This window comes from Gallaecimonas pentaromativorans, from assembly GCF_003751625.1.
Lineage (GTDB): Bacteria > Pseudomonadota > Gammaproteobacteria > Enterobacterales > Gallaecimonadaceae > Gallaecimonas > Gallaecimonas pentaromativorans.
On record NZ_RJUL01000008.1, the window covers coordinates 66,709 to 80,140 of the forward strand.

General features: G+C 61.4%; 12 protein-coding genes. 7 read left to right on the top strand and 5 right to left on the bottom strand.

The window, feature by feature from the left end:
• The first annotated feature begins 20 nt into the window (after positions 1 to 20).
• Genes EDC28_RS14900 through EDC28_RS14915 form a run of 4 tightly spaced genes read left to right on the top strand, consistent with a single transcriptional unit; the run spans position 21 to position 5,684 of the window.
• Positions 21 to 926, top strand: a complete 906-nt coding sequence (locus EDC28_RS14900) for an AAA family ATPase (RefSeq protein ID WP_050659237.1) — start codon at positions 21 to 23, stop codon at positions 924 to 926.
• Positions 923 to 1,858, top strand: coding sequence for a DUF58 domain-containing protein (locus EDC28_RS14905; protein ID WP_050659238.1), 936 nt, complete (start codon positions 923 to 925; stop codon positions 1,856 to 1,858). The genes EDC28_RS14900 and EDC28_RS14905 overlap by 4 nt, the downstream gene beginning before the upstream one ends.
• Positions 1,855 to 3,798 carry a transglutaminase TgpA family protein gene (locus tag EDC28_RS14910; RefSeq protein WP_123422146.1) on the top strand — a complete coding sequence of 648 codons (1,944 nt, stop codon included), beginning with the start codon at positions 1,855 to 1,857 and terminating at the stop codon, positions 3,796 to 3,798. The genes EDC28_RS14905 and EDC28_RS14910 overlap by 4 nt, the downstream gene beginning before the upstream one ends.
• On the top strand, positions 3,795 to 5,684 hold the full coding sequence (locus EDC28_RS14915; RefSeq protein WP_123422147.1) for a tRNA(Met) cytidine acetyltransferase TmcA domain-containing protein: 1,890 nt from the start codon (positions 3,795 to 3,797) through the stop codon (positions 5,682 to 5,684). The genes EDC28_RS14910 and EDC28_RS14915 overlap by 4 nt, the downstream gene beginning before the upstream one ends.
• On the opposite strand, the gene crp is transcribed toward EDC28_RS14915, so the two are convergent.
• The gene (gene crp / locus EDC28_RS14920) at positions 5,669 to 6,304 is read right to left on the bottom strand and encodes a cAMP-activated global transcriptional regulator CRP (RefSeq protein ID WP_050659241.1); all 636 of its coding nucleotides are present in this window, start codon (positions 6,302 to 6,304) and stop codon (positions 5,669 to 5,671) included. The genes EDC28_RS14915 and crp overlap by 16 nt on opposite strands.
• 150 nt (positions 6,305 to 6,454) lie before the next feature.
• Here crp and EDC28_RS14925 point away from each other — a divergent pair, with 150 nt between their 5' ends.
• Both EDC28_RS14925 and speD read left to right on the top strand, forming a co-directional pair.
• Complete coding sequence (locus tag EDC28_RS14925; RefSeq protein WP_123422148.1) at positions 6,455 to 6,862, top strand: OsmC family protein; 408 nt, start codon at positions 6,455 to 6,457, stop codon at positions 6,860 to 6,862.
• Between the two features lie 241 nt (positions 6,863 to 7,103).
• A complete protein-coding gene (gene speD, locus EDC28_RS14930) occupies positions 7,104 to 7,916 on the top strand; it encodes an adenosylmethionine decarboxylase (RefSeq protein ID WP_050659243.1) in 813 nt (270 codons plus the stop codon).
• 42 nt (positions 7,917 to 7,958) lie between these two features.
• Here speD and EDC28_RS14935 read toward each other — a convergent pair whose 3' ends face one another.
• Positions 7,959 to 8,363, bottom strand: coding sequence for an NINE protein (locus tag EDC28_RS14935; RefSeq protein ID WP_050659244.1), 405 nt, complete (start codon positions 8,361 to 8,363; stop codon positions 7,959 to 7,961).
• A gap of 126 nt (positions 8,364 to 8,489) precedes the next feature.
• Between EDC28_RS14935 and EDC28_RS14940 the strand changes: the two genes are divergently transcribed.
• Complete coding sequence (locus EDC28_RS14940) at positions 8,490 to 10,253, top strand: DEAD/DEAH box helicase (RefSeq protein ID WP_123422149.1); 1,764 nt, start codon at positions 8,490 to 8,492, stop codon at positions 10,251 to 10,253.
• Between the two features lie 55 nt (positions 10,254 to 10,308).
• Here the strand turns inward: EDC28_RS14940 and EDC28_RS14945 are convergent, their stop codons facing one another.
• From EDC28_RS14945 to EDC28_RS14955, 3 genes are read right to left on the bottom strand one after another with little or no spacing between them, the layout of a single operon-like run.
• Positions 10,309 to 11,874, bottom strand: coding sequence for a DHA2 family efflux MFS transporter permease subunit (locus EDC28_RS14945; protein WP_123422150.1), 1,566 nt, complete (start codon positions 11,872 to 11,874; stop codon positions 10,309 to 10,311).
• Positions 11,861 to 12,952 carry an HlyD family secretion protein gene (locus tag EDC28_RS14950; RefSeq protein WP_123422151.1) on the bottom strand — a complete coding sequence of 364 codons (1,092 nt, stop codon included), beginning with the start codon at positions 12,950 to 12,952 and terminating at the stop codon, positions 11,861 to 11,863. Before EDC28_RS14950 ends, EDC28_RS14945 begins: the two co-directional genes overlap by 14 nt.
• Positions 12,949 to 13,395 carry a MarR family winged helix-turn-helix transcriptional regulator gene (locus EDC28_RS14955; RefSeq protein ID WP_050659248.1) on the bottom strand — a complete coding sequence of 149 codons (447 nt, stop codon included), beginning with the start codon at positions 13,393 to 13,395 and terminating at the stop codon, positions 12,949 to 12,951. The genes EDC28_RS14950 and EDC28_RS14955 overlap by 4 nt, the downstream gene beginning before the upstream one ends.
• Positions 13,396 to 13,432: the final 37 nt, after the last annotated feature.

The window sequence follows — 13,432 nt, forward strand, 5'->3', positions numbered from 1 at the left end:
AACAAAAAGAGGTAGCTTGCGTGTCCCCTTCCAATCAAATCCTGAGCCAACTCAACGGTGTGTTGCTGGGCAAAGACGAGCCGGTGCGCCTGGCGCTGTGCTGTTTGCTAAGCGGCGGCCACCTGCTGATTGAAGACTTGCCCGGTACCGGCAAAACCACTTTGTCTCACGCCCTGGCCGCGACATTGGGGCTCGAGTATCACCGGGTGCAATTTACCTCCGACATGCTGCCGGCCGATTTGATTGGGGTGTCGATTTTTCGCCAGGACCAAGGCCATTTTGACTTCCAGCCCGGCCCTTTGTTTAGCCAGGTGCTGTTGGCCGATGAAATCAACCGAGCCAGCCCCAAAACCCAAAGCGCGCTCCTCGAAGCCATGGCCGAAGGGCAGGTGAGCGTGGATGGCCGCACCTACGAGCTGCCCAAACCCTTTTTTGTTATCGCCACCCAAAACCCGGTGGAGCAGGCCGGCACCTACCCGCTGCCCGAGTCGCAACTGGACCGCTTTACCATGCGCATTACCCTGGGCTTTCCGCCAAGGGATGCCGAGAAGCGGCTGTTAAAAGGCGAGGCCCTGGCGCACCAGACCCTGGCGCCGCTGCTGGATGACAAAACCCTTGCCCAGTTGCAGGCCAAGGTGGCGGCGGTTAGCGCTTCGGACGATCTCCTCGATTACCTGCTGTCGTTGCTTAAGGCCTCGCGAGAGCTTCCTGATGTGCCAAGGCCGCTCTCCCCTCGGGCCGGCAAGGCGCTGCTGGCGGCAGCCAAGGCCTGGGCCTTTCTGGCCGGGCGCGATTACGTGCTGCCAGAGGATATTCAGGCCATCTTCCCGGCGGTGGCCGAACACCGGTTGAGCCCGGTGGTGCAGGGCGGCCAGCAAGCCTACGCCAGCCTGGTGCTGGGCGCTGTGGATCCGGTGCTGTCATGACCGGCTGGCGCCAATGGTTGCTGGCGCGGTTTTTGGCAAAAAGGCAACCGGCTGCCAGCCAGTGCCGCCTGGGTAACGCCAACATCTATATCCTGCCCACGGCCTTTGGTTACGCCTTTTTGGCACTGGTGATGGCCATTTTCCTGCTGGGCACCAATTACCAGAACAACCTGGTGCTGCTGCTGGCCTTCTTCCTGATAAGCCTCTTTACCACCTCCATGTACTTTACCCACCGCAACCTGGCCGGTTTGACCCTGCATCGCCTGGCGCTTGAGCCTCAGGTGGCGGGAGACGACCTTCGCCTTGACCTGCAAGCCGATGGCAAGGGCCATTGGGGACTGGAGTTTTGCTATGGCCAGGGGCCGGTGCGCAAAAGTGATGTGGATGGCCTGAAAAGGCTGGTGCTCTTGGCGCCGCCGGGGGTAAGGGGTCGCCACCGGCCGGGGCGGTTGACGGTAGCTTGCCGCTTTCCGCTGGGGCTGTTTCGGGCCTGGAGCTACCCCGATTTAGACCAGGAACTGCTGCTCTATCCACGCCCGGAGCCCTGGCAGCGGGGCCTGGGGGTGGATCTCGATAAAGGCGCGGTGCAGGGCCAGCACCATGGCGAGGACGACTGGCAGGGCCTTAAAAATTACCAACCAGGCGACCCCCTCAAGCGGGTGGCCTGGAAGCAACTGGCCCAGGGCCGGGGCATGTGGTCCAAGGAATTTGCCCGCCCCGAGCAAGACAGTCGCTGGCTGCGCCTAAGTGAAATAAAAGGCGCCACCCTTGAGCAGCGCCTGGCTCGGCTGGCCTGGCTGGTGCTGGACAGCGACCAGCGGCAGGCCCAGTACGGCCTGGATTTGGGCGGCGTGAAAATCAACCTCGGCAGCGGCCATGGCCACTGCCGGCGCTGCCTGGAAGCCCTTGCTTGTTATGGAGAGCCGGCATGAGGTGGTATTTGCCCCGGCGTACCCTGGTGCTGCTGATCGTCTCGCAGTTAATGGCGGTGCTGCCCACTTGGGACAGAGTCGGGCTGGTGCTGGTGGCGGTAAACCTGTTTTGCCTTGCCTGGTGCAGCGGCATTTGCCTGGGCCGCTTTGGCCAGCCGCCGCGCTGGCTGCTGGTGGCGCTGGCGGTGGGCGGCGCCGTTGCCCTTGGTATCAGCCTGCCCGGCAAAGGGGTGTACCTGGCCATGGTGTCTTTGCTGGTGCTGGGTTACAGCCTCAAGGTGCTGGAGATAAAAGCGCCGCGGGACCTGTTCGCCCTGGTGCTGTTCGGCACCTTTTTGCTGGCCACCAACCTGGTGCGATACCAGTCCATGGCCATGGCGCTGTATTTACTGCTGGCAGCCCTGGTGCAGCTGTCGGTGCTGCTGAGCCTGCAAAACACCTTGCCCTGGCCCCGCTTGCTTAAGGGCATGGGCCGGATGAGCCTGGCCAGCCTGCCGCTGACCCTGCTGCTGTTTCTGCTGCTGCCCCGGCTCTCGCCGCTGTGGCAGATGCCGGATGCTCAGTCTGGCACCACCGGGCTTTCCGATGTGATGAGTCCGGGGGATTTTTCCTCCCTGGCACAATCGACCGAACTGGCCTTTCGGGCCGAGTTGCCCTGGCGGCCAGCCGGTAGCAGCCTTTACTGGCGAGCCCTGACGTTGGAGGCCTTCGACGGCCGGGCCTGGCGCCAGGCCGATTTTCGAAAAGCCGAAGAAGAGCGGGCCAGCAGCCCAAACCCAGGCCAGGGCCGGGACTGGACCCTGATGATGTCGCCATCCAGTAAACCCTGGCTGCCAGTGCTAGATGGCAGTAGGCCGCTCTCTAGCGGGCTGGTTTACACCAGCGACCGGCGGGTGCTGAGTAAAGAACCGCTGGCCAAAACTACCCAGCTTAAGCTGCGCCAGGGTACGCCTTTGCGCGATAAAGACAGCGACGCAGTGCTGGCCTTTGACCAGCGCTTGCCCCAAAGCGGCAATCCCAGGGCCCGCCAATTGGCGCTGTCCCTTCGCCGCCAGTACCCAAGTGATGGCGCCTTGGCCCAGGCCATGAACCGCTACTTTGCCAACCCGGTGTTCCGCTACAGTCTGTCGCCGCCGCCCTTGGGAGCAGACGCTGTAGACCAGTTCCTGTTTGATACCCAAACCGGCTTTTGCGGCCACTACGCCTCGGCCCTGGCGTTTATGCTGCGCGCCGCCGGCGTCCCGGCTCGGGTGGTAGCCGGGTATCAAGGGGGGCAATACGTGCCTGAGGCCGGCTTTTACGCCCTTTATCAATACGATGCCCACGCCTGGGTAGAGGCCTGGTTGCCACCTGCTGGCTGGACCCGGTTTGACCCCACCGCCCAGGTGGCGCCGACTCGTCTGAGCCAGGGGCTGAGCGGTCTTGCCAGCAACCCGGCCTTCAGCGCTGGCGGTGGCTGGCTGTGGCAACTCAAACAGCAACCGGCCATGAAGTGGCTGCGTTACCAGGCCGCCTTGATGGATTACCGCTGGAACCGCTGGGTGCTTAACTACGGCAGCGGCCAGCGTGAGCAGCTGCTGTCGTGGCTACTGGGCACCAGCGACTGGCTACCGGCAGCATTGTTGTTTGGCGGCCTGCTGCTGGGGGCCTTGCTGCTGATGCACTGGTTGACCCATCGCGACCGGCGCCAGCCCTTGGCAGAAGTCAGCCGCCTGTACCTTAAAGGCTGCAAACGCATTGGCCTTGAGAGGCTGCCGGGGGAGGGGGCCGAAGCCTATGCGCTGCGGGTAGCGGCAGCCTATCCGCCACTGGCGGCCCACTGGAACCACATCACCGGCCTTTATCAGCGGCTGCGTTACGCCCAGGCCGAGCCGGCGCTGGTGCGCGAGCTGAAAAGGCGGGTGCGGGCGCTGCCCCGATCGGTGAAAATGCCCACATGAATGATTTCAATACTTTAAAGGCCGAAGCGGCCCAAAGCTGGCAGCGCCGCTTGTTGCTGCTGACCGGCGAGCCCGAGCAGAGCCAAGCCAAGGCCCGGGCCATGGTTGAGAGCGTCGCGTCAAGCTTGTGGCTCGGCGCCGACGGCATCGCCCCCAAAGACGCCCGCCATTACCTGGGCCAGGAATGCGAGCTGCTGGTGGTGGACTGGCACCAGGGCATTCACCTCGATGCCCTTGGCGCCCTGGCAGGCTGTTTGCGCGGCGGCGGTGTGCTGGTGCTGCTTAGCCCGCCACTAGAGATATTGGCGGCCCAAAGCCCGCTGGGCGCCTGGCTGGCGGCGGTGTTGGCCGGGCGCACGCCAAAAGGGACAAGCCAGCACGTGCCCCTTAACGGGCTGAGCGACGATCAGCAAATCGCGCTGGCGGCGGGGCTTAAGGTACTGACCGGCCATCGCGGCCGGCCACTGGTGATGACCGCCGACCGGGGGCGGGGCAAAACCGCCACCCTAGGGCTGCTGGCCGCAGAAGCCCTCAAGGCCGGGCGCGGCCCGGTATGGGTGACGGCGCCGCGCTTTGAGGCGCTGGCGCCGCTTTTTGCCTTTGCCGAGCGGGTACTGGACGGCGCCGAGCGCCGCGGCCAGGCCCTTTATTGGCAGGGGCAGACCATCGCCTTTTATCCGCCTGACCGGCTCCTGGCCGAGCAACCTGAGGCGGCGCTGCTGCTGGTGGACGAAGCGGCGGCCATTCCTACCGGCTTGCTGGACCGGATAGCCAGCCACTACAAACGGCTGGTGCTGTCGACCACCTTGCATGGTTACGAGGGCTCGGGGCGCGGCTTTGCCCTGCGCTTTTTACCCAGGCTCAAGGCGCTCTATCCCGGCACCCAAACTGTGCATCTGAGTGAGCCGGTGCGCTGGGCCGCCGGTTGCCCGGTAGAGCGGGACATCAACCAGATGCTGCTGTTGGACGCCGAGCCCGACCCCATCGCCGCCGGCCCGGTGGCCCTGCATTGGCTCAGTGGTAGCGAATTGGTGGCGCGCCCGGCCTGGTTAAAGGCGGTGATGGGGCTTTTGGTCAGCGCTCACTACCAGACCGCCCCTTCGGATATCCAGCATTGGCTGACCGACGACAAGGTGACCTTTGCCGTGGCCACCTGCCAGGACCAGGTGCAAGGGGTGATGGCACTGGTGGCCGAGGGCGGCCTGGACCCGGCCCTTTGCGAGGCGGTGTACCTGGGCAAACGGCGCCTCAAAGGGCACTTGGTGTTGCAGTCGCTGAGCGCACATCTGGGTATAAAAGAAGCGCCGGCCTTTGAGGGGCAGCGGGTAATGCGCATCGCTGTGCTCAATCGCCGCCAGGGCCTTGGCAGCTGGCTACTGGAAGAGCTGGAACGGCGCGCCAAGCTGCTGCTGGTGAGCTTTGCCGCCGATGAAGAGCTGTGCCGGTTCTGGCAGCGCTCCGGCTGGCAGGCGCTGCGCCTTGGCAGCAGCATTGATGCCGCCTCGGGTTTACCGTCGGTGATGATGGCCAAGGGCCTTGAAGACAAAAGCCAAGCTTTGGTGGCCAAAGCCAGGGCCCGTTTTACCGAAATTCTGCCCTGGCAGCCCGGCTTGCCAGCCGAGCTTATCAATCGCCTTTACCAAGGGGCCGAAGCTGTGGCGCTCAGTGACTGGGACAAACGCGACTTGGCCCGGCTGGTGGCGGGCGGCGCCAACCTCGATACCTTGCAGCTACCCCTTTGGAAGCTGGCCTGGCAAGCGGCCAGTGAGGGCCAGTGCCCGTTGCTGGTGCGGCGATGGTTGGCCGGGATGGCCTGGGAGGCGCTAGGACCGCGCAAGGCGGTCCTGGCAGAGGTTCGAGAGTGGGTGGCTCAGCGGGTACCGTAAACGACGATGGTTTTGCCGCGCGCGTGAATAAGGCTCTGTTCTTCAAGCATTTTCAGCACCCGGCCTACGGTTTCGCGGGAACAGCCGACAATCTGACCAATCTCCTGGCGGGTAATTTTGATTTGCATGCCGTCAGGGTGGGTCATGGCGTCCGGTTGCTTGGCGAGATTCAGCAAGGTTTGGGCGATACGGCCCGCCACATCCAAGAAAGCCAGGTCGCCCACCTTACGGCTGGTGGAGCGAATGCGCTTGGCCATCTGGGCGCTGAGTTTTAACAGGATCTCGGGGTCCTGCTGAATGATCTGGCGAAATTTTTGATAGCTCATTTCGGCTATCTGGCATTGGCTTTTGGTTCTTACCCAGGCGGTACGCACAGGTTCTTCTTCAAAAAGCCCCAATTCCCCGAAAAAGTCCCCCTGGTTGAGGTAGGACAGGATCATCTCTTTGCCTTCATCATCCTTGATCAGTACTACCACTGAGCCCTTTACCACGTAGTAAAGGGTATCGGCCTTTTCGCCGGCATGGATGATGGGTGCCTTGGCACCGTACTGTTTGACGTGGCAGTGGGAGAGAAACCGTTCAAGCACGGGGTCGTTTGGAATGCGACCAAGGATTGCCATGGTTTTGCCTCACTTCTACCCATTGAATTTATGGACGTTATCACACTTTGGCAGGGTCGACGTGGGGCATCAAGCATAAATTGATCCTTTAAATGGCATTTCGTTGTGGTATCGTGGCGCCCACTTTTTGTGAGTGCTCGGGTAGCAGTAATGGAAGCGAAGGTCCGCTGGCTTGAAGGTATGCGCTTTGTCGGCACCAGTGGCAGTGGCCACGACCTGGTGATGGACGGCGACAACCCCGGTTCGGCTCCCAGCCCCATGGAAATGATCCTGCTGGCCATAGGTGGTTGCAGCTCGGTGGATGTAGTGTCCATTTTGCAAAAGGCCCGCCAGGACGTTACCGACTGCGAAGTGGAAATCAAAGGCCTGCGCGCCGACGACCACCCTCGGGTATTCACTGACATTGAGCTGGTGTTTGTTATCACCGGCCGTGGGGTACAGGAAAAGCACGTTGAGCGTGCCGTTAACCTGTCCATGGAAAAATACTGTTCGGTGTCGAAGATGCTGGAAAAGGCGGCCAATGTCCGCCACAGCTACCGCATAGTCGACCTGCCGTAACCTGGCATCAAGCAATCTTGGTGCGTTACACCGTGACTGGCCCTAAGGCTGGTCGCGGCGTCGTTGTTATCGCGCAAGCGAATGCATATCAAGGCGCTTCAATGCTTTAGCGTCTCGACATGCAGACCAGCAATGGCTCTGTCTGCCGCTAAGTCGGCAAGGTGTGCGTTGTGTCCATCGGGGATGCAACCAGTGTTAACGCAAGGTCGCTTTGCGGCCAGGTAGGTGAGGAACCCGATAAGTGGAAGAGTCCAAGCTCAAGCTGCATGGCTTTAATAATCTGACCAAGAGCCTCAGTTTCTGTCTTTACGACATCTGCTATGCCAAGACGGAACAGCAGCGTCAGGAGTACATCGAGTACATCGATGAGCAGTACAACGCGGATCGTCTGACCGACATCCTGACCGAAGTCTGCGACATTATCGGTGCCAACATCCTCAATGTGGCTCGTCAGGACTACGATCCCCAAGGCGCCTCCGTCACCATCCTGGTGTCAGAAGAGCCTCTCAAGGACTCCCAGCAGGTCGATACCTCTGAAAAGCCCGGCCCTATCCCGTCGGACTCTTCCGTGGTGGCGCACCTGAATAAATCCCATATTTGTGTACACACCTACCCGGAAGTGCACCCCGATGACGGCATCTGTACCTTCCGTGCCGATATCGAAGTGTCTACCTGTGGTGTGATCTCCCCGCTTAAGGCGCTGAACTACCTGATCCACGCCCTGGAGTCCGACATCGTCACCGTCGACTATCGGGTTCGCGGCTTTACCCGCGACGTGCGTGGCACCAAGCACTACATCGACCACGAGATCAACTCCATCCAGAACTTCCTGTCTGAAGACACCAAGAGTCATTACCAGATGGTGGATGTGAACATGTACCAAGAGAACATCTTCCATACCAAGATGATGCTCAAAGAGTACGATCTGGACCATTACCTGTTCGGGGTCAGCAAGAACGACCTCACCGGTCACGAAGTCGAAGAGATCACCGAAAAGCTCTGGAAAGAGATGCAGGAGATCTACTACGGCCGCAACATCCCGGACGTAAAATAAAAAGAAGGCCCCGCAAGGGGCCTTTTTTATGGGCCGGTTCGCTCAGCGGCGCCCGAAGATGCCGTTTTTCATCGAGATTTGTTCGTTTAAGGTCCAAAAGTCATACAGCACTCCCACCAGGAACAGGCCGCCGGTCAGCAGGTAAATCAGGCCGGTGATGATTTTGCCCTGGTAGAAGCGGTGAATGCCAAATACCCCGAGAAAGGTCAGCAGCAGCCAGGCGATGTTGTAGTCGATGGGGCCTGGGGTGAAGCGCTGGTCGGCTTCCCTGTCCATGGCCGGGATAAGGAATAAGTCGATGATCCAGCCCACAAAAAACAGCCCCAGGGTAAAGAACCAGATGGTGCCGGTAATGGGTTTGCCGTAGTAAAAGCGGTGTGAACCAGTAAAGCCAAACAGCCACAGCAAGTAGCCAAAGAGTTTTGAATGGGTATCGCCATGTTGCATAAAAGGGCCCCTTTTTACCTTTTGCTAAAGAGTGCCAGGCCAGCCTGACAACTTCACGAAAAAAAATGCGCATTGCGCAAAAAATACCCGTATAATGCGCGACCTTTTACGCTACAGAGAGCCGCTATGACCGCGACCTTTACAGAGCTTTCCTTGCCTCAGCCGATCATGCATGCCTTGGATGACCTGGGTTTCGTAACTCCATCCCCCATTCAGGCCAGTTGTATCCCGCTGCTTTTGGAAGGTCGCGATGTCCTGGGTATTGCACAGACAGGTACCGGTAAAACCGCTGCCTTCGGTCTGCCCCTGTTGGCGGGTATCGACACCCGCCAGGGCGTACCCCAGATGCTGGTGCTGGCCCCGACTCGTGAGCTGGCCCAGCAGGTAGCCGCTGCCCTGGAAGACTTCGGCCGTCACATGACCGGCCTGAAAGTCGTCACCCTGTACGGTGGCTCTCCTTTCGGTCCCCAGCGCAACGATCTGCGCCGTGGTGCCCAGGTGGTAGTAGCGACCCCTGGCCGGATGATCGACCACCTCGACCGTGGCTCCCTGACCCTGGACACCATCCAGGCGGTGGTGCTCGACGAAGCCGACGAAATGCTGCGCATGGGCTTTATCGAAGACGTCGTACGCATCCTTGGCGAAACCCCGGACGACCGCCAGACCGCGTTGTTCTCTGCCACCTTGCCGCCGATGATACGTAACCTGGTTGCCAAGTTCATGAACGACTACCAGGAAGTGAAGGTCTCAGCTCCGGCCCAGACCGTCGATCGCATCACCCAAAAAGGCATCATGGTGTTCGAAGAGCACAAGCCTGCGGTGTTGACCCGCGTGCTGGAAGCCGAAGAATTCGACGCTGCCATCATCTTTGCCCGCACCAAGGACGCTACCGTTACCCTGGCCGAGCACCTGAACCAGAACGGCTTTAAAGCCACCGCCATGAACGGCGACCTGGGCCAGAAAGAGCGTGAAGCTGCCGTTGAAGCCCTCAAAGATGGCCGCCTGGACATCGTGGTTGCAACCGACGTTGCCGCCCGTGGCCTGGACGTAGAACGTATCGGCCTGGTGGTGAACTACGACATCCCCCGCGAGCCTGACGCCTACGTACACCGTATCGGCCGTACTGGCCGCGCTGGCCGCACCGGTACCGCGGTGTTGCTGTACACCCCGCGCGAGCGTTTCCTGCTGGGCCGCATCGAAAAGGTGACCCGCCAGAAGGTGGACGCCATGGAACTGCCTAACAGCGACGCCATCTTCGAGCGCCGCCTGGGCAAGCTCAAAGAGAACCTGGCTGCTGCTGACCGTGCTGCCCGCCTGGCGCTGGTTGAGCGTCTGGGTGAAGAGCTGGAGCAAAGCCCGGCCGAGCTGGCTGCCAGCCTGCTGGCCCTGCTGGAAGGCTTCCAGCCGCTGGTTGTGGGTCACGATCCGAAGATGCCGTCTGACCGTGGCCCCCGTGACGACCGTCCGCGCCGCGAGTTCGACCGTGACCGTCGTGGCAATGACCGTGGCGAGCGCCGTTTCGACCGTAACGACCGTGGCCCCCGCAGTAATGACCGCGGTGACCGCGGCGGCGAGCGTCGCTTCGACCGTGGCGCCGATGAGCGTCCTCGTCGTGACCACGGCGACCGCCCCGAGCGCAGCAACGCCGACATGGAAGCCTACCGTCTGGACGTGGGTCGCAGCCACGGCGCCACCCCGCGCCACATCGTTGGCGCCATCGCCAACGAGGCCAAGATCAGCTCCAAGTTTATCGGCCAGATCAAAATTCACGACGAGCACAGCGTGGTGATGCTGCCCAAGGGCATGCCCAAGGACATCGAGCGTCAGTTCCAGCGCGTGTTCATCTGCTCCAGGCCGATGAAACTGCGCCTCGACAGCAACAACGGTTAATACCCCTTGCTGCCAAAAAAGCCCGCATGATGCGGGCTTTTTTTATGGGCGTGACTCAGGCCTTGGACTTTTGGCCCATCATCCAGGCCGGGATCACCGCCAGAAAGAACACGATGGCGACGATTAAAAAGCCGTCTTGATAGGCCAGCAGCCGCGCCTTGGGCAGCACCACCTGCTGCATGTATTCCATGATGCCGGGGTTTACCTTCAGCGACAGGGTCTCGCCAAAGGGGTTGCCCCAATGGCCGAAGAACAGCCCCAGGCGCCGCACTTCTTCGGCAAAGGCGGGGTTGGCCGGGGTCAGGGTCTGGGCCAGGGCGTCGGAGTGTAAAAAGGTGCGCCTGTCTACCAGCACCGACAGCAGGTTTACCCCAAAGGCGCCGCCCAGTTGGCGGATAAAGTTGAGGCTGCCGGCCCCTTGGGCCAGCAGCTCCGGGGGCAGGGTACGAAGGCCGCCGGCGTTGAGCGCCGGTAACATCAGCCCCAAGCCGATGCGGCCAATCAGCACCCACAGCGCCATCTGCCAAAAGGCGGTGTCGATATCCACCTTGCGTGACAGCCAGCAAGACAGCCCGAAGATGGCCAGCCCCGCCATCACCGGCCACTGGGGCCGGACCTTGTCGCTCAGTTGCCCGGCAATGGGGAACACCAGGGCAAGGATCAGCCCCGCCGGCATCATCAGCAGCCCCGAGCGGGTGGGGGTGTAGCCCTGCACCGTTTGCAGGAAAAGCGGAATGATGTAGGTGGAGCCGTAAATGCCGGCGCCAAGGGCAAAGGCCACCAGGCAGGCCGCCACAAAAGGCCCGACCCGAAAGACCCGCAAATGCAGCAGCGGGTGCGGGCAGCGCAGCTCCCACCAGATAAAAAGCGCGGTAGCCAGCAGCGACAGCGCAAAGCAGCCCAAGATGAAGTCAGAATCCCAGCCGTGGCGCTGGCCGTTGGAAAGGCCAGCCAGCAGTGCGGTCAGGCCGCTGCAAAGCAGCAAAAAGCCCAACAGGTCAAAGGGCACATGGGGTTTGTGGTGGTCCTGGTGCTTGCCGGGAAAGAGCACATTGGCAGCCAGCAGGCCGATAAGGCAAAAGGGCACCACCACCAGGAACACGTCGCGCCAGCTGTATTGGTCCACCAAAATGCCGCCTACTGTCGGCCCGAGGGCCGGCGCCAGCACGATACCGACCCCGTAAATGCCCATGGCCTTGCCGCGCTGCTCGGCGGGGAACACCTGCGACATCACCACCATTGCCATGGGCTGCACTATGCCTGAGGCCGCCCCCTGAATGACCCTGGCCAGGATAACGGTGTCGCTGCCGGTGCTGGCAGCCCCCAGTATCGAGCCGAAGATAAAAAGCCCCATGGCGCCGGCAAAGGTGGCCCGGTAACCGAGGTGGTCGAGGGCCCAGGCGGTCATCAGCATGGTGGCGGTCATGGCCGCCAGAAAGCCGGTGGACAGCCACTGGATTTGGTCGCTGCCCATGCCGAAGGCGCCCATGATGTCGGTCAGGGCGACGTTAACAATGGTGGCGGTGGCCGTGGTGGCGATGGTACCCATCATCACGGTGCCGGTAGCCAGCCACCGATACCAGGGCCCGAAACGGACCCCGTAGCTTTCAAGAACCGACATGGATATCCACCTCCACCATCAAGCCGGGCTTGAGGCGAGGGTCGGTTTGATCAAAGCGGATCCGCACCGGCACCCGCTGGGTGATCTTGGTGAAGTTGCCGGACGGGTTGGGGCTTGGCAGCAGCGCAAACTGGTTGGTAGCGCTGTTGCCGATGCGGGTGACGGTACCGGTGAAATGGGCATCGGGGTAGGCATCGACACTGATATCCACGCTCTGGCCCAGTTTAACCTGGCCTATCTTGGTCTCTTTGACGTTGGCCTCAATCCAAATCTGGGCCGGGTCGTGCACCAGCATCAGCCATTGCCCGGCCTGGGCGTAGTCACCCTTTTCAATCAAGGTCTTGTCTACCACCCCATCGACCGGGGAGCGCAGGCTCAAGTCGTTGATGCTTTGCTGGGTCTGGGCGGCCTGGGCCTTTAAGGCCTGGATCTGTTGCTGCTGCACCTGGATTTGCTGATTCAGCACCGCGGTTTGGCCAAGGGTTGCCTGAGCCCTGGCGAGTTTTGCCTGGGCCGCGCCCAAATTGGCCTGGGCTTGTTGGTGCTGGTCTTCGGCTTGCAGCAGCTGGGTGTGGTGGTCGTCCCATTGCTGGTGGTTGGACAGCCCCTTTTTCAGCAACTCGTCGGTGCGTTTAAAGGTGCTCTTTGCCAGGGTCAGCTGATGCTGGCTGGTGTCGAGGCTCGCCTGGGCCGCCTGCAAGTTGGCGCGGGCTTCGTCGAGGGCGGCGCTGTTTTGGCTGTCGGTCAGCGCTTTTTGGGCCTGCAACTGGCTGACGGTCAGCTCACCGGCGCCAATTTGGGCGGTGATGTCGCTCAGTTCCAGCTTGGTGTTGCGATCGTCAATTTGCGCCAGCAGCTCGCCTTTGTGGATGGCATCGCCTTCGGTGACGGGGCGGGCCATCACCCAGCCATCGAGGCGGCTGGCCAGGTTAATCATCTCGCCTTCGATGCGGGCGTCGGTTTCGTGCACCTTGCCGGCGCGGCTGGTTAGCCACAGCACTGCAGCGGCGGCCACCACCAGGGCGGCAATCACCAACAACCAGGTCTTGGGGGTAATGCGGCGGGGGCTACTGCTCACGACTTCGGCTCCTGTTCCAGGGCACCCAGGCTGACCAATAGCCCTTGCAGCACGGCCAGGGTGGTGTCCAAGTCTTTGTCATCGATAGGGCCCAGCACCTGCTGGCGCACTTCATTACCGACCCGGTTGACCTGCTCGGAAATGGCCTGGCCCTGGTCGGTCAGGTGCAGGGTTTTTACCCGGCGGTCCTGGCCTTCCTGGCGGGTGATAAGCTGCTGCTTCTCCAGGGTGTCGAGGATGCGCACCAGCGCCGAGCCGTCTACCGCCAGCAGTTTGGCCAAGTCTTTTTGGCGCAGCGGTTCACTGGCCCTGGCCATGTACCACAGGGGTAGCCAGGTGGCCTGGGTCAGGCCGAAAGGTTGCAGTTTCTTGTCGAGGGTCTGGCGCCATTGGCGGCTGACTTGGGCGATAAGGCTGCCCAGCACCTGATGATTGGCATTCATATCGTTGACGAGTTAAATAAATGATACGTCAATTATA

Bases quoted from the DNA above. Each gene is read 5' to 3' on its own strand.
- EDC28_RS14940 (WP_123422149.1), top strand. From the start codon at position 8,490: ATGACCGCGACCTTTACAGAGCTTTCCTTGCCTCAGCCGATCATGCAT.
- EDC28_RS14905 (WP_050659238.1), top strand. From the start codon at position 923: ATGACCGGCTGGCGCCAATGGTTGCTGGCGCGGTTTTTGGCAAAAAGG.
- EDC28_RS14955 (WP_050659248.1), bottom strand. From the start codon at position 13,395: ATGAATGCCAATCATCAGGTGCTGGGCAGCCTTATCGCCCAAGTCAGC.
- EDC28_RS14925 (WP_123422148.1), top strand. From the start codon at position 6,455: ATGGAAGCGAAGGTCCGCTGGCTTGAAGGTATGCGCTTTGTCGGCACC.
- EDC28_RS14910 (WP_123422146.1), top strand. From the start codon at position 1,855: ATGAGGTGGTATTTGCCCCGGCGTACCCTGGTGCTGCTGATCGTCTCG.
- EDC28_RS14915 (WP_123422147.1), top strand. From the start codon at position 3,795: ATGAATGATTTCAATACTTTAAAGGCCGAAGCGGCCCAAAGCTGGCAG.
- EDC28_RS14945 (WP_123422150.1), bottom strand. From the start codon at position 11,874: ATGTCGGTTCTTGAAAGCTACGGGGTCCGTTTCGGGCCCTGGTATCGG.
- crp (WP_050659241.1), bottom strand. From the start codon at position 6,304: ATGGCAATCCTTGGTCGCATTCCAAACGACCCCGTGCTTGAACGGTTT.
- EDC28_RS14935 (WP_050659244.1), bottom strand. From the start codon at position 8,363: ATGCAACATGGCGATACCCATTCAAAACTCTTTGGCTACTTGCTGTGG.